Source organism: Pseudonocardia autotrophica, from assembly GCF_003945385.1.
Classification (GTDB): Bacteria; Actinomycetota; Actinomycetes; order Mycobacteriales; family Pseudonocardiaceae; genus Pseudonocardia; species Pseudonocardia autotrophica.
The window spans coordinates 6865332-6880828 of record NZ_AP018920.1 but is presented as its reverse complement, the minus strand read 5'-3'; the positions used below and the strand labels follow the sequence as shown (position 1 = coordinate 6880828).

Below are 15497 nucleotides of genomic sequence, written 5' to 3'. Positions count from 1 at the left end.
CGCGCTCACGTCCTTGCAGAGGAGTGGATGGAGCTCCGGCGATTCAGCCGCGTTCCGCGGACGGGTGCTCGATCTCGCCGGCGTAGTCGCCGACCACCACGTCCACCCGTGCCGACCCGACGATCGGCTTCAGCACGGCGCGGACCTGGCCGGCGACCTCGGCAACCGTCGCCGGGTAGCGGCCGACCACGTGGATCTCGACCGCGTCGCCGTCCGGTGTGGACCGCAGCCGGACACCGCCGATCCGGCGCCCCGGCAGGTAGGTGGCGACCTCGCCGAACCGGCCGCCGTGCAGCCGGGCCACCGCGGGGCAGCTCAGCGTGGCGACGGCGATCCGGTCGGCGTCGGTTCCGGCCGCGGCGACCGGCGCGTTCACGCCACCCGCGACGGGGTGTCGATCCGCTTCGTCTCCTTGGCGTCCTCGTGGTCGTCCTCGGACGGCAGGTGCACGTCGTCGACGGAGATGTTGACCTCGACGACCTCGAGCCCGGTCATCCGCTCCAGGGCGGAGATGACGTTGCGGCGCACGGCCTTCGCCAGGTCCGCAATGGACACGCCGTACTCGACGACGACGTTGATGTCGACCGCGGCCTGCTTCTCGCCGACCTCGACCGAGACGCCCTGCGAGGCGTTGGTCGTGCCGCCCGGGATGCGCTCGCGCAGCGCGCCGAAGGCACGGGCCGCCCCGCCGCCCAGCGCGTGGATGCCGTTGACCTCACGAGCGGCCAGCCCGGCGATCTTGGAGACGACGGTCTCCGCGATCCGGGTGCTGCCGTGCTCGGACTGCAGAGCCGACGGGGTGCCGGTGACGGCGGGGGTCTTCGCGTCGGTGGTGCTCATGGTTGTTCACGCCTCCTGGTCGTGGCCCGAGATCCGTCGGGCCGGGTGAGGAACCGGATCGGGCCTGGATGACTTCCAGTGCCCAGTTGATCCGCCCGACACACGTGTGAGGTGTCGCAACGGTGGATCCTCACGCGAAGGTGTGAGTGACAGTGGTCACTATCGTGGCGGGAGGCCGATCGTCCATGCGCTGACCTCGCGCAGCGCCACCTGCCAGCAGGCCGGATCGACGTAGTTCGGCCCGGCCGCCGCCGTCGGCACGATCAGCGCGTCGGTGAAGTAGATCCAGTGGATGTCCTTCACCGGGATGTCCCGGCCGGGCCGCTCGTCGCCGCGGCCCTCGGCCATCTCGTCGAACATCTGCGCCATCGCCTGCGCCGACTCGTTGCGCGGGTCGTCGGCGGTGAGACCGCGCAGCTGATCACCGAGGCGATGCAGCCAGGCGGCGGGATGCACCGCGTTGCCGAACACCAGCCCGGCCGGGGTGGCCACGGTGAGCGGGACGCTGTTGCGCTCGTCCCGGTAGGCGATCGAGAGCACCGCCTGCAGGTAGCTGGGCGCCGAGAGCTCGGGGATCGTCACCACCCGCTGGGCGTCGGCCATACCGCCGGGACCGTCCGCGTCGACCGTCATGGGGCGCAACGCTAACGGTGTTCACGCAGGCTGCGACAGGTCCACGTCGCCCTGACGACAACTGCCGGACGGTTCAGTCGATGCTCCGCCGTCCGGTGCAGCCGGATACTCAGGAACGCCGGGTGCGGGCCGGGGCGCCGATTCCCCCGGTACGCGGCTGCGGAACCGCGGACCCGCCGCCGGGCTGCGCCGGCAGCGTGACCGGCCGGACGACGAGCGCGAACCGTGCCCCCGCCGCTCCGGGGCCGACCCCGTCGACGGTCTCGTGCCGGCGGGCGTCCAGGCCGCGTGCCGCGGCCGCCGCGTGCAGCCCGTCGTGCACCGCGTCCGCGGTGTTCACCTGGCCGAAGTCGCCGCGGTAGTGGTACGCCAGCAGCGCGCCGCCGGGCCGCAGTCGGTCCAGCAGGGCCGCGATGCCGACCCGCAGGGTCACCGGCTCCCAGTAGTAGAGGACGTCGCTGCAGACGATCAGGTCGAACGTGCCGTCCGGCATCTCGCGCGGCAGTGTCCGGCGGACGAACGTCCCCGACGGGACACGGGCGGCGGCCCGCTGCACGGCCGCGGTGGAGATGTCGACGCCGAGCAGTGAGTCGGCGTGCCCGGCGAGCCGCACCGACAGGTCGCCCTCGCCGCAGCCCACCTCCAGGACCCGCCGGAAGCGGCGACCGGACAGCGCGTCCATCACCGCGGCGTACTTCTGCTGCTCGTAGGGATTCAGACCGATCGAGTACGGATCGGGATGCCGGTAGAGCCGGTCGTGCGTGCGCCGCCCCCAGCCGGGCTGCCAGAGCCAGGTCTGCCCGGCCCAGCGGGGGTCCGCGTCGTCCCGGCCGATCCGGGCGAGCCCGCGGATCGGCGCCGCGGTGGCCCGGACCCCTGCGCTCAGCGTCAGCCGGGCTGCCCGGCGGGCGAGTGCGACCGGCGACGGGCGTGCGGTCTGGTCATCAGCCATCGGGCGCTCCGGGGAGGGTGGGGAACGGGCGGGGGTACGACCGGTGTGTCGCACGTGGGCGGGTCCGGCGTTACCCGAACGGCCGAGCAATCCCCGATGCGGTGACACGACGACGCCGGCACCCCGGGACGGGGCGCCGGCGTCGCGGCGGGGCGTGCCGAGCCCTACTGCGGGGTCACCTCGGCCATCTCGTTCCAGGCGTCGCCGTCGATGTCCTGGTAGTTGATCTTCGGCTTCTCCGAGACCACGGTGGACATGAAGGGGAAGAAGTTCTGTGCGTGATCGGTCTGGACGTGCGCCGTGCCGGCGTCGCCGTCACGGAACACCTCCACGATCACGAACTCGTTCTCCTTCTCGAAGTTCTCGTGGTAGTCGAAGGAGATGTTGCCCGGCTCCGAGTTCACGTTCTTCTTGTACTCGGAGATCCCGGACAGCCACTCGTCGCGCTTGTCCGGGCGGATCTGCGCCTTGAGGACGATGAGGATCACGCCGGCCTCCTGTTCACGGTCGTCGGTTCACGGTCGTCGGGAACGTCGCGGGCGATCCTTCCACGGACCGCACCCGTCCGAGCGTCTCAATGCTGGACGCCCGGTGGTTGTCCCGGGCGGGAAATCGGGTGCGGGTGTGCTCCGTCCGGCCTAGGGTCGGGCGCTTGTGAGCACTCCCGTGGCCGGCCCGTCGTCCGCTCGTCCACGGTGGAGGACCGTGCTGTGGTTCCTGCACGGCCTGCTCCGGTTCCTGCTGATCGTCTGGATGATCCCCTACGCCTGGTCAAAGCTGAACCTGACGCAGATGGGGCAGCTCGACTACTCCGCGGCGCTGACCACGATCGGCGAGAAGAGCCCGATGGGTCTGCTGTGGACGTTCATGGCGTACTCACCGCTGATCCAGTTCCTGGCCGGGCTGGCCGAGCTGGTCGTGATGCTGCTGCTGGTGTTCCGGCGGACCGCGTGGCTCGGCGGTGTGCTCGGGACGGCTGCACTGGGCACGGTGTTCCTGCTCAACATGACCTTCGACGTGCCGGTGAAGCAGCCGGCGCTGATCCTCACGATCGGCTTCCTGCTGGTCGCGGTGCCGGAGCTGGGGCGGGTGCTCCGGTTCGTGGCCGGCCGGCCGGTCGCCGGGACCGACGGCGTCCCCCGGTTGCTGCCGTGGCCGCGGGTGCGTGCGGTGACCCGGTGGCTCTCCCCGGTGCTCGGCGTGCTGGTCGTGCTGCTCGGTGGCGTCCTGTTCTGGCAGGTGCAGCCGCCGCGGGTGGGGTCGGAGCTGGCGCTGCCGGGCGTCTACCGGGTGGTCGAGGACCCGGCACCGCCCGTGGCCCGGCTCGCCGACGACACCCGCTGGCAGTCCGTCGCGTTCGGGCAGTGGGTCTACGACGGCCCGGAGGTCCCGATCCCGAGCTTCCCGGTCCCCGGGGAGGCCGGGCTGTCGATCCGGGCCGCGAACGGCGATCTCGTCGTGGGGAACTACCGGCCGGTCCGCGACGGAGTGGTCGAGCTGACGCTGCGGGAGGTGACCTCCGGGGCGCAGTCGATGTTCGGCGAGGTCGACCGCACCGTCGAGCTGAGCTGGGAGGTCCGGCCGGACGGGCGGGTCGCGCTGCGCGGCGACGGGCAGGACCTGCTGCTGGAGAGCGATCCGGAGCTGAGGTTCCTCTACGACCGCGGCTTCTCCTGGAACGTGGGCAACGAGGCCGCCGTCAACCGGTGAACCTAGGCTGTGGGGCATGACCCACGTCCGGCTCGGGCTCGCCGAGTGGACGGTTCTCGCCGTCGCCGGTGAGCGGCCGGTGCACGGATTCGCGATCGCCGCGCTCACCGCGGCCGACGGGCACCTCGGCCGGGTCTGGCAGATCCCGCGCCCGGTCGTCTACCGGGCGATCGGCAGGCTCGTCGACGCCGGCCTGATCACCGCGGAGGCCGTCGAGACCGGTGGCGGCCCGCCGCGGACGCTCTACGCGTCCACCGCGGCGGGCCGCGAGCAGGTCGACGCCTGGCTGGCCGCGCCGGTGCCGCACGTACGGGACCTGCGGTCGGAGTTCCTGCTGAAGCTGGCGGTGCTGCACCGGCGCGGCGAGGACCCGGCGCCGCTGGTCACCGCGCAGCGCCGGGAGCTGGAGCCGATCGTCGAGGCGCTGCGCATCGAGCGGGACGGCACCGGCGACGGCGGCACCGGGCCGGGCGAGATCGACGACTTCGATCGGATGCTCGTCACCTGGCGGCTGGTCTCGGCGGAGGCCGCGCTGGCCTTCCTCGACCAGATGTGACCCGGGCTTGACGACCTCGAACGGATACCGGATAGTTCTGGTATCCACTATGAGGGAGCGGTCGGGATGGACATGCGGATCGGGGACCGGGAGCGGGAACACGCGATCGAGCAGCTCGGGCGGCACGTCGGGGACGGGCGGCTCGACCTGGCCGAGTTCGACGAGCGGAGCGGGCGGGTGACCGCGGCGCGCACCCGGCCGGAGCTGACGGCCGTGCTGGCCGATCTGCCGCGGTTGCCGGATCCGGCGCGCGCCGCCATGGCCCGGCGGGCCGTGCTCGCAGTCACCTGGGGTCCGTGGCTGGTCACCGGCGTGGTCTGCCTGGTGGTCTGGGCGGCCGTCGCGCTCGCCGGTGGGGGTGTGCACGCCTGGCCGCTCTGGGTGCTCGGCCCGTGGGGTGCGCTGCTGGTGCTCGGCACCATGGTGCTGCCGGCCGTGCCGGTCGCCGGGCGGTGGGATGGCCGGCGCCCGGAGCGGGTATGCCGGGCACATGCCCCGACCTGACCTGACCTGGATCCCGCGCCTGCTCGGCGTGGCCACCGCCGCCTACGGTGCGGCGATCACTGCCAAGCCGGAGCTGTTCCTGCGGCCGACGAAGCTGGTCGAGGACGGCGGGGAGCCGACGTCCGAGCAGCGGACGTTCACGATGGCGATCGGCGGCCGGGACCTCGCGTCCGGCCTGGCCATGGTGTTCGCCCCGGCGGGCACACCGCTGAAGACCGCGATCGCGGTCCGGGTCGGCGCGGACGTCGCCGACCTGGCCGTGCTCGGCTCCCGGTTGCCCGATCGCGACGCCCGGGAGAAGGCGACGATGGTCGCCGCCGGCTGGGGTGCGCTCTGCGCGCTGTCGTTGCTCGCCGCGGACCGCCCGGCACGCCGGGGCTGAGGAGTACCGACTGCCACCCCGGCATATGACAGCGGCGCCGCTCTCCACGATGATCGTCGGATGGCCACGAGTACCGGGGGCGACCCCCACCTGGAACGTGCGTACACGCTGAGCGGCCCGGACGACGCCCGGGCGCTCTACGACGACTGGGCAGCCACCTACGACGCCGATCTCACCGGCGAGGCGCAGGGTTACGTCGCGCCGTCGGTGAGCGCCGACGCCGTCGTCGCCGCGGCGGGGGCCGGCGGCGAGGTGCTGGACGCCGGTTGTGGCACCGGTCTGGTCGGGGTGGAGCTGAACCGGCGCGGTGTCGGCACGATCGACGGCCTGGACCTCTCGCCGGGCATGCTGGAGCAGGCCCGCGCGACGGGCGTCTACCGCGATCTGCGCGAGGCCGACCTGACGGCCGCCCTGGAGCTCCCCGACGACCGCTACGACGTCGTCGTCTGTGTCGGGACGCTGACCCACGCGCACGTCGGGCCGTCGGCGCTGTCCGAGTTCGCCCGGGTGATCCGGCCGGGCGGGTTCCTGGTCGCGACCGTGCTGGACGACGTCTGGGAGTCCGGCGGCTACCGCGCCGAGGTGGACCGGCTGTGCGCGGGCGATCTGCTGGAGGCCGTCTCGATCGAGATCGCCCCGTACCGCTCGGCTCAGCAGGTGGACTGCCGGCTGCTGGTCCTGAGGGTGCGGTAGCGATGAGTTCCACGGGCACCGACCGTGGCCCGGTCGTCGGGCGCCGCATCCTGATCGTGCTGCTGGCGCTGACCGCGCTGGTGCACGCCCGGCTGGCCGCCGGTACCGGGGCCGAGGGGCCGATCCTGGCGGCGCTGGACGGGATCGTCGCCATCGTCGCGGGTGTCGCGCTGGCGATGGTGGTCCGCCGGGCCGACGCTCCCGCATTGCTGACGGCCGCGGTGGCCGGCGGTCTCGGGGTGGCGCTGTTCCTGGTGCCCGGCCTGGTCGCGATCGCGGGCGGCAGCTCCTGGACGGCCTGGCTGGACCCGTGGATGTTCGGTGCGCTGCTGCTGGACGCGATGGTGGTCCGGATCGCCGTGTTCACCATGCGCAAGGTCGGTGACCCGGGCTCGAAGACCCCGTGAACATCTCCGGAATGAAAGCAAGAGACGTCGGTCGAAGATCGCTCGTGATCGGCGTTCACCAGTTCTGACCTGCGGCGATGGCTATTGTCGTTATACCGGTGTGATACGTCACCGGCGTTCGGCTTGACCCGATCTCGGGATGTCGGCGACCTTCGGGGTCGCTTCCGGTCGTCTTCGGCCGGGGCGTGCACCGAAGCGCCGGCACCACCACGCCAGGACGGCCCCGTCCCATGGTCGCCGGTCCGTCTATCCGTCACGGACGGGACGGGGCCGCGGGCCACGGGCGTATCGCCTGTGAGACCGGACGTCGCTCCCCGCGTCGGACGGCCCGCCCGGAAAGTCGTGGGTCCGGACCCAGGTGAGAATCACGATGAGCAGCACCCGTATGTCCATCCGTGGGCGTTTTGTCGGAACTCTGACCGCCGGCATCCTGGCGTTCGGGGCCCCGCTCGCCCTGGCCGGCACCGCGAACGCCGCCCCCGAGACCTCGACCCCCGTCGCGCCGGCCGCCGCTGTCGCGCCGACCCAGTCGGTGCCCACCTCGACGTGGGACAAGCTCGCCGAGTGCGAGTCCAGCGGCAACTGGAGCATCAACACCGGCAACGGTTACTCCGGTGGCCTGCAGTTCTCGCCGACGACCTGGAAGGCGTTCGGCGGCTCCGGGCAGGCGCACAACGCCAGCAAGTCCGAGCAGATCCGCGTCGCGGAGAACGTGCTCGAGGGCCAGGGCTGGGGCGCATGGCCGTCCTGCTCCAGCCAGCTCGGCCTGCGCTGAGCCCAGCGCACCCCGACCACGGGCGGCGACCGGTGTTCACCGGCGCCGCCCGTGGTCGTGTGCGGGGCCGCTCAGGCGGCGCGCAGCCCGGCGACGACCTCACGCACCAGTGCGGGATCGGCGTCGTACGGGGTGTTCAGCGACACCCGGTCGACCAGCTCGCCGTAGCGCGCGACGATCCCGGCCGACACCTCGTCCGGGGTCCCGGAGACCGCGAAGAGATCCAGCACGTCGTCGTCGACGAGACCGGCCATCTCGTCCCAGGCCTGCCGGCGGGACAGCCGGTTGAGCCGGTCCGCGAGCTCGCCGCGATCGTGATGCTCCAGCACCGGCCGGTACGGCGGGGTGGAGGCGTAGAACGCGATCTGCCTGCGCACCCCGGCCGCGGCCGCGGCCCTGGCGTCCGGGTCGGCGCCGAGCACCGCGAACACCGGCAGGCACACGTCGAACCCGTCCAGCCCGCCCGTGCCGTCCTCGCCCCGGCCGCGGCGCAGCGCGGGCAGCGTGACCTCCGCGAGGTACGACGGCGAGGTCAGCGAATGCGCGAGCAGGCCGTCGGTGACCCGTCCGGCGACCTCGGTCATCCGTTCCCCGACCGCCGCGAGCATCACCGGCGGGGGCCCGTGCGGGTTCGGTCCCGGCGAGAAGAACTCGGTCATCAGGGTGTGCGAGTAGAACTCGCCCTCGTAGTGCAGCCGGTCACCGGTGGCCCAGGCCTCCCAGATGGCGCGCAGCGCCAGTACGAAGTCCTCCATCCGCGCGGCCGGCCTGCTCCACGGCATTCCGAACCGGCGCTCGATGTGCGGTTTCACCTGCGAGCCGAGCCCGAGATCGAACCGCCCGCCGGAGACCAGCGTGACGTCGTTGGCCTGGTAGGCCAGTGTCATCGGGTTCCGGGCGAAGGCCACCGCGATCGCCGACTGCAGCCGGATCCGGCTGGTCGCGCGGGCGGCGAGCGCGAGCGCGACGAACGCGTCGTGCGAGGTCTCCGGCACCGAGAGGGTGTCGTAGCCGTCCTTCTCCGCCTCGATCGCCGACTGCTCGGTCTCCAGTGGGCCGGCCGAGAAGCCCCCCGTGGTGTCGACGCGCACTATCCGTCCTTCCGTTCGGGGACGACCCGGTCCAGCCAGGTCAGCAGATCGGCGACGATCTCGTCGCGGTTGGTCTCGTTGAACACCTCGTGCCGGGCGCCCGGCCAGATCCGGAGCGTGACGTCGTGCAGCCCGGCCGCGGCGTAGCGCTCGGTGAGCGGGCGGACGAGTGCCAGGCCGCCGTTGACCGGGTCCTCGTCGCCGACCACGACGTACACCGGCAGCCCGCCGGGGATCCGCTTGAGCGTGCCGAGCTCGGCCAGCGGGCGGGCCGCGGCGAACATCGCCCGGGTGCCGGGCAGGTCCAGGCCGAAGCCGCAGCGGGCATCGCCGACGTAGGCGTCGACCTGGGCCGGGTCGCGGGAGAGCCACTCGTATCCGGTGCGCTGCTCGAACGGCGCGTTGAACGAGGACAGGTCCAGTGGGCCGGACAGGTCCAGGCCCTGCTCCATCAGGTCGAGCACGGCGGTGCCGGAGAGCACGACCGCGTCCGGCGGGTCCGCGTCGGCGATCAGGAACTGCTGCACCGCGAACGAGCCCATGCTGTGCCCGAGCAGCACCAGCGGCACGCCCGGATGCGCCGACCGGGCGAGATCCGAGAGCAGCCCGACGTCGGTGACGAGCCGGTCCCAGCCGTCCTCGCCGAGCACGCCGTAGCCCTCGGGCCCGCCCGCCGTCGCACCGTGCCCGCGGTGGTCCTGGGCGTAGACGGCGAAGCCGCGCCCGGTCAGCTGCTCGGCGAGCGCGACGTAGCGCAGCGCGTGCTCACCCATGCCGTGGGTGAGCTGGATGATCCCGCGCACGGCGGAGCCCTCGGGGAGCCAGCGGTAGGCGGTGACGGCGGTGCCGTCGCGGCCGTCGAGGATGAAGGTGTCGGTCGTCATGGGAGCGCCCCGCCGTCGATCGGATCGAACTCGACCGGATCGTCCGTCACGGCACGACGGGTGGTCAATGCTCGCTGCGGTGGAACACACTGCCCCCATGACGACCTTCGTGCTGGTGCACGGCGCCTGGGGTGGCGCGCACGGCTTCCACCTGCTGCGCCCGCGGCTGCGGGCGGCCGGTCACGACGTCGTGACGCCGTCGCTGACCGGGATCGGCGAACGGGTGCACCTGGCCGGGCCGTGGGTCGACCTGTCGGTGCACGTGCGCGACGTGGTCAACGTGGTGCTGCACGAGGACCTGCGCGACATCGTGCTGCTGGGGTTCTCCTACGGCGGCATGGTGGTCACCGGGGCGCTCGACGAGATCGGCGACCGGGTGCGCGAGCTCGTCTACCTGGACGCGTTCGTCCCGGACGACGGCGACTCGGTCGTCACGCTCGCGCCGGCGCTCGCCGCGGTCGTGCCCGCGCCCGGCGCGGACGGGCTCGGGGCGCCCTGGCTGGTACCGGGTCCGGAGCGGCACTACGACGATCCGGCGGAGGCCGCGTGGTCCGCGCCGCGGCGCTCGCCGCAGCCGGTGCGGACGTTCACCGAGCCGGTGCGGATCTCCCGCCCGGTGGAGGAGTGGCCGCTGCGCAGGACCTACCTGCGGGCCGTCCGGGAGGACGTCACCGGCGGGGCCTTCGCCGCCGCGGCCGCCCGGGCGAGGAGCTCCGCCGCCTGGCACTACGCCGAGATCGACTCGACACATCTGGTGCCGCAGAACCGGCCGGACGAGCTCGCCCGGATCCTGCTCGATCTGGCCGGGTGAGCGCGGGATCCGAGAGCCGGTGCGGACGGCCGGGGGCGGGCTCAGGAGGCGGTGCGGCGGAGCCCGGCGGCCAACCGGCTGGTCAGCGGGTCCGGAGCGGCCCACCGGGCGACCGGCACCCCGCCCTCCTGCACCTCGCGCACCCACTGGATCCCGCGCAGCGCGTTGACCAGGAACAATCCGTCGGCCTGCCGGAGCGCGCCGAGCGGTAGCGGGGCGATCCGGATCGCCCCGGGAGCCTGCAGGTCCAGCACCGCGCGGCGGCCGGTGCCGGGCAGGATCCGGCCGTCCAGCGGGGGCACCCACAGCCGTCCACGGTGGATCGCGGCGACCGCGGAGCGGGTGGACTCCAGGACGTTCCCGGCCGGGTCGCACAGCAGCGGGGTGTGCTCGCCGGTCGCGGCCTCGTGCCCGGTCAGCCAGCGCCGGTCGGCGAACTTGTGCGACTCGCCGTCGGTGCCGCGGCGGACGGCGAGGACCAGGCCGGGCTGGTCGCCGAGCGGTACCGGCCCGGCCCAGGCGGACGCGTGCACGACGACCCGCGCCGGATCACCGGGCAGCGCCTCGACCCGCAGCCGGTGGTGCCCGGTCAGCCCGTCGGCGGCGGCGGTGATCTCGGCCTCCAGCGAAGCGGTCAGCACCCGGCCGGTGACGGCGAGGTAGCTGCGCCGCAGCCGGGCCGTGTGCTCCCCGATCCGGCGCACCCGGCCGTCGACGCAGGCCAGCGTCTCGAACAGGCCCTCGGCGCGGTCCGCGGGCCGGGTCACGGTGCCCGGCCGCGGTGGCGGCGGGCCGCCCAGCGCCGCGAGCACCGGTGCGGCCTTGGTCAGGCACTCGGCGAACTCCTCGGCCGGATCGGAGTCGACGGTGATCCCGCCGCCGACACCGAGCCGCCCGCGCCGGTCGCCGTCCGGCCCGGCCGGACCGAGGTCCAGGGTGCGGATCGCGACGTTCAGCTCCAGCCCGGCCAGCGGGCTGACCCCGCCGACGGCACCGGTGAACAGGCCGCGCTCCCGGTCCTCGCAGTCGGCGATCACCTCGCAGGCCCGGATCTTCGGGGCCCCGGTGACGGAGCCGGGCGGGAACGACGCGGCGAGCAGGTCGCGGTCGGTGACGTCGTCGCGCAGCGTCGCGCACACCTCGGAGACCAGGTGCCACACGCCGGGATGCGGCTCCACGGCGAGCAACCGGCCGGTCCGGACGCCGCCGGGCGTCGCGACCCGGGCCAGGTCGTTGCGCATCAGGTCGACGATCATGACGTTCTCGGCGGCGTCCTTCACCGACGCCGCGAGGTGGCGGCGTTCCCGTTCGTCGTCGGCGCCGGTGCGCGGGCGGGTCCCCTTGATCGGCGCGGTGCGGACCCGGTTCCCGCTGCGGTGCAGGAACAGCTCCGGGCTCGCGCTGAGCGCCACCCGATCGGGGGCGACGACGAGTGCCGAGCGCGCCGGTGGCGCGGCGCCGACCAGCGACGCCCACGCCTCGTGCACGTCGCCGTGCAGCCGGACCCGCAGCTCGGTCGCGATGTTGGCCTGGAAGATCTCGCCGCGCCGGATCTCGGAGATGCACCGCTCGACGGCGGCCAGATGCGCGTCGCGGTCCGGCCACCGCTCGACCTCGAGCCGCACCGGCGCCCCACCGGGACCGGGCCGCTCCAGGTCCGCGAGCAGCGCGGCGAGCCGCCGCTGCGCCGAGTCCTCGTCGGGATGGATCGGGAGCTCGCCGGGCCGGGCGCCGTCGGCCTGCTCTGCGACGAGTGCCTCGAACCACCAGCGCTCCCCGTCGTGCCGCAGCACGTCCCGGTACCAGCCCAGCACCGAACCGGGCCGGGCCCCGGGCTCGGCGTAGTCGAGCGCGCCGAACCAGCCGCCGCCCACCGCCCGCTGCTCCGGGCCGCTCGCCGGCCGGGGGATCGAGCCGAGCACCGCGAACGGGTCCGCATCCGACGGCGCGACCAGCGCCGGATCGCAGGCCACCAGCGCTCCCCAGGCCCAGCCGCCGTCGAACGCGACCATCCGCTCGCGGTGCGCGAGCCGGCGGACCAGCTCGGCTGTCCCCGCGGTGACGGGCAGCGGCCGTGCGTGCAGCCGGGGCCGGGCCGGGGCGGGTGCGGTGGAGGTCACCGCCAGAGCATGCTGACCCGATCGATGGCCGGGAAGGGGCCGGTGGCGTAGTGCACGTCCGCGCCGGCGGTCTCAGACCCAGCTCGCGGGCCGGCGGGCGATCCCGTGGATCCGGTCCACCTCCCCGGGATCGAGTACCGGGGTCATCCCGCGCAGGGCGTGCACCAGCGCACCCTCGGTCGCGACGACCACGTCGTCCGGCCAGCGGCGCACCCGGACCGGGGTGCCCACCACCGCGATCACCGGCCGCACCGGCACGTCGGCACCGCCCGGCCCGAGCCGCGGGAGCAGCAGCTCGCGCACCCGGGCCGCCTCGCCCCTGGCACGCGGCACCGCGTCGGTCGCGGTGCCGGAGACGACCAGCCGGTCGCCGTCGAGCAGCACCGTGCGGTGCCGGTGGTGCCTGGTGTTGATCACGCAGATCCCCGGCGGCCCGATCAGGACGTGATCGAGATCGGCGGCCCCGCCGTCGAGCGGGACGGAGTGCAGCACCCGCCAGCGCGGCGGCCGGTGCAGCAGCCGGTCGCGGCGGGTGCGGCCGGTCAGCGGTTCCAGGAGCCGGGCGGTGCGCAGCTCGCCGTCGGCGCCGAGCCGCCAGTTGCGGTCCGGCAGGCCGGTGCCGCGGACGTGCGCGGCGACGTGCCCGGCCCGGCGCCCGGGGTGGTGGCGGGCCAGGTCGAGGGTGCGGGAGCGGTCGATCAACGGGCTGATGTCGGTCATGTCCGCGAGTGTGGTCCCGACCCCCGACAGGAACGGCTCCCACGGCGGTACCGTCGTCGGTCGAGGGGCGTCGGGAGGTGATCGGCGTTGGGTGCTGCGGACCCGCGATTCGAGTCTCCGGTCGACCGGGCGATCCGGGAGGCCGTCGAGCGGGGTGACTTCGACGACCTGCCCGGCAAGGGGCAGCCGCTGCCGGGGGCCGGTCGGACCGGCCCGGTGGAGGAGAACTGGTGGGTGCGCGGCTATCTGGAGCGCGAGGGGCTCTCGGGCGAGGCGCTGCTCCCACCGTCGGTCCAGCTCCGCAAGGAACTCGACCGGATCGACGACACCGTCGCCCGGTTCACCGACGAGCGACGGGTCCGCGAGCACGTCGCGGAGATCGACGCCCGGGTCGTCGACCACATGCGGTACCCGGTCGGGCCCCGGGTGCCGATCCACAGGCCCGACGCCGACGCGGTGGTCGCCCGATGGCGGGCCACCCGGGTGCGGCGCGGTCGGCCGGCGCCCGTGCCCCACGACAGCGCCGGGAGCGCGGCGGAGCCGGTCCGGGACCGATGGTGGCACCGGCTCAGGCGCCGCTGACGGGCGGCGGCCCGGGTCAGGCGCGCGCCGGGTCCCGGGGTGCGAAGTGCCCGGGTGAGGCCAGTGGCCGGTCGGTCTCCAGCAGCGTCTTCAGTGCCGAGAGGATCGCCGGCCAGCCCTCGCCGACATCGCGCATGTCCTGGTCGCCCTGCTCGTCCGGGGTGAAACCGGTGTGCACGACCCGCAGCCGTACCGCCTCGTCGCCGAACGGCTCGACGGTGAACTCGACGAGCGTCGGCGGTCGTCCGCGCTGCTCCTCGGCGCGCCCGGTGAAGGTGTAGGAGAGCCGGTGCGGCGGCTCGACGGCGACGATCTCGCCGACGAAGTCCTCCCGGTCCGGATGGAGCGCCTCCAGTCTGCTGCCGACCTGCCAGTCCGAGGTCAGCTCGGAGCCGCCCCAGTACTGCATCGTGAACGCAGGCGTGGTCAGCGCCCGGAACACCTGCTCGGCGGTGCTGCGGATGTAGGTCGTGTACACGTACGTGCGGTCACTCGGTTCGGTCATCGCGATCCTCCAGCGCGGCGCGCAGCGACGTGATCGCCTGCACCCGGCTGCGCTCGAACTTCCCGATCCACCGGTCGTGGATCTCCTGGATGGGCACCGGGTCGAGATGGTGGAGCTTCTCCCGGCCACGGCGTACGACGGACAGCAGTCCGGCCGACTCCAGCTGGGCGACGTGCTTGGACACGGCCTGCCGGCTCATCTCCAGTCCGTCGCACAGCTCGCCGAGCGTCTGCCCGCCCCGTTCGTGCAACCGGTCGAGGATGCGGCGCCGGGTCGGGTCCGCGAGGGCCCGGAAGACGGCGTCCACGTCGGTCACGCAGCCAATTATGCAACCAAATGGTTGCATGTCAACCGCGGCGCAGCCGTCCCCACGGTTTCTCCACCGACAGCACGGACGCGGACACCAGCATCACCTGGTGCAGCACCGAGCTGAGCAGCAGCGGCCACAGCAGCGACGGATCGGTCGCCGCGGCGTCGATCCAGCCGCTGTTCAGCGTGACCGAGCCGGCGATGACGGCGAGTGCGAGGACGGTCTTCACCACGACCCACCGGTACCGGAACAGCCCCCACGGGGTCCCGATGCCGAGCGCGGCCCCGGTGAGCACGGTCCCGACCGCGAAGAACGGGATGACGCCCCCGCCGACCAGCGCCATCGTGGGTATCGCGAACCCGGCGTCCGATCCCTGGAGGAGCACCGCGGCCGGTAGCACCAGCATCACCGCGGCCAGCCCGGTCCAGCCGATCGCCAGCACGACGTGCGCGATCCGCAGTGCGGCCCGCGGGCGGCGGGCCAGCCGGCGCGGCGGGGCCGCGACACGCCGGTCGACGGTCCGGGTCATCGCAGCTCGTCGGGCACGGACCCGTCCGGCGAGGGCTCGCGCTCGGCCCGGCGGGAGTGCACGAACAGGATCAGCGACATCAGCAGCAGCGGCCCGACCGGCACGAACGGCGCCGGCCCGATCAGCCAGGTCAGCAGCATGAGCAGGAACACCGCGGCGCTCACCCCGGCGTGCACCGCCAGCAGCCGGCGGGCCCGTGGTGTCAGCGGCCCGCGGCGGGGGCGCGGTGGCCGCGCCGGCCGGGGCAGGTCGGAGACCAGCGGGACCAGCTCGTCGCGGGTCCGCGCGGCGTAGGCGGTGGCCTGCCGCTCGTCGGCCTCGGCGAGGGTCAGCCTGCCCTCGGCGGCGGCCCTCCGCAGCCGGTCCGTCACGTGTTCGCGTTCGGTGTCGGAGGCGAGGACGGCGGCACCGCCGGGAGGGACGGTCCGGTGCGCGGGCTGTGGGGCGGTCGTCTCGGTGTCGGTCATGCCGGGAAGCCTGGTCGCCGGGGGTG

The 15497-nt window shown here is 73.8% G+C and carries 22 protein-coding genes; 9 read left to right on the top strand and 13 right to left on the bottom strand.

Annotation, left to right across the window (positions count from 1 at the left end; all coding sequences use genetic code 11):
* Positions 1-43: 43 nt before the first annotated feature.
* From Pdca_RS32045 to Pdca_RS32025, 5 genes are all read right to left on the bottom strand, one after another.
* Positions 44-376 carry an Asp23/Gls24 family envelope stress response protein gene (locus Pdca_RS32045; RefSeq protein ID WP_197719863.1) on the bottom strand — a complete coding sequence of 111 codons (333 nt, stop codon included), beginning with the start codon at positions 374-376 and terminating at the stop codon, positions 44-46.
* Entirely contained in the window at positions 373-840 is a 468-nt protein-coding gene (locus Pdca_RS32040; RefSeq protein ID WP_085913365.1) for an Asp23/Gls24 family envelope stress response protein, read from the bottom strand. Before Pdca_RS32040 ends, Pdca_RS32045 begins: the two co-directional genes overlap by 4 nt.
* Positions 841-999: 159 nt before the next feature.
* Complete coding sequence (locus Pdca_RS32035; protein ID WP_085913364.1) at positions 1000-1473, bottom strand: hypothetical protein; 474 nt, start codon at positions 1471-1473, stop codon at positions 1000-1002.
* A gap of 109 nt (positions 1474-1582) precedes the next feature.
* Complete coding sequence (locus Pdca_RS32030; RefSeq protein WP_085913363.1) at positions 1583-2425, bottom strand: class I SAM-dependent DNA methyltransferase; 843 nt, start codon at positions 2423-2425, stop codon at positions 1583-1585.
* Between the two features lie 164 nt (positions 2426-2589).
* Complete coding sequence (locus Pdca_RS32025) at positions 2590-2913, bottom strand: putative quinol monooxygenase (RefSeq protein WP_085913362.1); 324 nt, start codon at positions 2911-2913, stop codon at positions 2590-2592.
* 217 nt (positions 2914-3130) lie between these two features.
* On the opposite strand from Pdca_RS32025, the gene Pdca_RS32020 reads away from it, so the two are divergent.
* The 7 genes from Pdca_RS32020 to Pdca_RS37680 all read left to right on the top strand — a co-directional run bounded on the left by Pdca_RS32020 (position 3131) and on the right by Pdca_RS37680 (position 7452).
* Positions 3131-4135 (top strand): hypothetical protein, encoded by a 1005-nt coding sequence (locus tag Pdca_RS32020; RefSeq protein ID WP_085913361.1) that lies wholly within the window; start codon positions 3131-3133, stop codon positions 4133-4135.
* Between the two features lie 16 nt (positions 4136-4151).
* The gene (locus Pdca_RS32015) at positions 4152-4691 is read left to right on the top strand and encodes a PadR family transcriptional regulator (RefSeq protein WP_085913360.1); all 540 of its coding nucleotides are present in this window, start codon (positions 4152-4154) and stop codon (positions 4689-4691) included.
* A gap of 66 nt (positions 4692-4757) precedes the next feature.
* Positions 4758-5195, top strand: coding sequence for a DUF1707 SHOCT-like domain-containing protein (locus Pdca_RS32010; RefSeq protein ID WP_085913359.1), 438 nt, complete (start codon positions 4758-4760; stop codon positions 5193-5195).
* Complete coding sequence (locus tag Pdca_RS32005) at positions 5182-5577, top strand: hypothetical protein (RefSeq protein ID WP_085913358.1); 396 nt, start codon at positions 5182-5184, stop codon at positions 5575-5577. The genes Pdca_RS32010 and Pdca_RS32005 overlap by 14 nt, the downstream gene beginning before the upstream one ends.
* A 60-nt stretch (positions 5578-5637) precedes the next feature.
* On the top strand, positions 5638-6270 hold the full coding sequence (locus tag Pdca_RS32000; protein ID WP_085913357.1) for a class I SAM-dependent DNA methyltransferase: 633 nt from the start codon (positions 5638-5640) through the stop codon (positions 6268-6270).
* A gap of 2 nt (positions 6271-6272) precedes the next feature.
* Positions 6273-6677 carry a hypothetical protein gene (locus Pdca_RS31995; protein WP_085913356.1) on the top strand — a complete coding sequence of 135 codons (405 nt, stop codon included), beginning with the start codon at positions 6273-6275 and terminating at the stop codon, positions 6675-6677.
* A gap of 370 nt (positions 6678-7047) precedes the next feature.
* Complete coding sequence (locus Pdca_RS37680; protein ID WP_269462825.1) at positions 7048-7452, top strand: transglycosylase family protein; 405 nt, start codon at positions 7048-7050, stop codon at positions 7450-7452.
* Positions 7453-7523: 71 nt separating this feature from the next.
* Here the strand turns inward: Pdca_RS37680 and Pdca_RS31985 are convergent, their stop codons facing one another.
* Positions 7524-8543: a TIGR03617 family F420-dependent LLM class oxidoreductase gene (locus tag Pdca_RS31985; protein ID WP_085913354.1), complete on the bottom strand. Its 1020-nt coding sequence runs from the start codon at positions 8541-8543 to the stop codon at positions 7524-7526.
* Positions 8543-9427 (bottom strand): alpha/beta fold hydrolase, encoded by an 885-nt coding sequence (locus Pdca_RS31980; RefSeq protein WP_085913353.1) that lies wholly within the window; start codon positions 9425-9427, stop codon positions 8543-8545. The genes Pdca_RS31985 and Pdca_RS31980 overlap by 1 nt, the downstream gene beginning before the upstream one ends.
* Positions 9428-9524: 97 nt before the next feature.
* On the opposite strand from Pdca_RS31980, the gene Pdca_RS31975 reads away from it, so the two are divergent.
* Positions 9525-10238, top strand: coding sequence for an alpha/beta hydrolase (locus Pdca_RS31975; protein WP_085913352.1), 714 nt, complete (start codon positions 9525-9527; stop codon positions 10236-10238).
* Positions 10239-10279: 41 nt separating this feature from the next.
* Here Pdca_RS31975 and Pdca_RS31970 read toward each other — a convergent pair whose 3' ends face one another.
* Together Pdca_RS31970 and Pdca_RS31965 are read right to left on the bottom strand one after the other, a co-directional pair.
* The gene (locus Pdca_RS31970; RefSeq protein WP_085913351.1) at positions 10280-12358 is read right to left on the bottom strand and encodes a bifunctional chorismate-binding protein/class IV aminotransferase; all 2079 of its coding nucleotides are present in this window, start codon (positions 12356-12358) and stop codon (positions 10280-10282) included.
* Positions 12359-12430: 72 nt separating this feature from the next.
* The gene (locus Pdca_RS31965) at positions 12431-13078 is read right to left on the bottom strand and encodes a nuclease-related domain-containing protein (RefSeq protein WP_085913350.1); all 648 of its coding nucleotides are present in this window, start codon (positions 13076-13078) and stop codon (positions 12431-12433) included.
* A gap of 87 nt (positions 13079-13165) precedes the next feature.
* Here Pdca_RS31965 and Pdca_RS31960 point away from each other — a divergent pair, with 87 nt between their 5' ends.
* The gene (locus tag Pdca_RS31960; protein ID WP_085913349.1) at positions 13166-13660 is read left to right on the top strand and encodes a DnaJ family domain-containing protein; all 495 of its coding nucleotides are present in this window, start codon (positions 13166-13168) and stop codon (positions 13658-13660) included.
* Positions 13661-13676: 16 nt separating this feature from the next.
* Here Pdca_RS31960 and Pdca_RS37875 read toward each other — a convergent pair whose 3' ends face one another.
* Genes Pdca_RS37875 through Pdca_RS36545 form a run of 4 tightly spaced genes read right to left on the bottom strand, consistent with a single transcriptional unit; the run spans position 13677 to position 15471 of the window.
* Entirely contained in the window at positions 13677-14165 is a 489-nt protein-coding gene (locus tag Pdca_RS37875; RefSeq protein WP_085913348.1) for an SRPBCC family protein, read from the bottom strand.
* Positions 14149-14481, bottom strand: coding sequence for an ArsR/SmtB family transcription factor (locus Pdca_RS37870; protein WP_085913347.1), 333 nt, complete (start codon positions 14479-14481; stop codon positions 14149-14151). Before Pdca_RS37870 ends, Pdca_RS37875 begins: the two co-directional genes overlap by 17 nt.
* 31 nt (positions 14482-14512) lie before the next feature.
* Complete coding sequence (locus Pdca_RS36550; protein ID WP_166665878.1) at positions 14513-15004, bottom strand: hypothetical protein; 492 nt, start codon at positions 15002-15004, stop codon at positions 14513-14515.
* Complete coding sequence (locus Pdca_RS36545) at positions 15001-15471, bottom strand: DUF1707 SHOCT-like domain-containing protein (protein ID WP_166665877.1); 471 nt, start codon at positions 15469-15471, stop codon at positions 15001-15003. Before Pdca_RS36545 ends, Pdca_RS36550 begins: the two co-directional genes overlap by 4 nt.
* Positions 15472-15497: the final 26 nt, after the last annotated feature.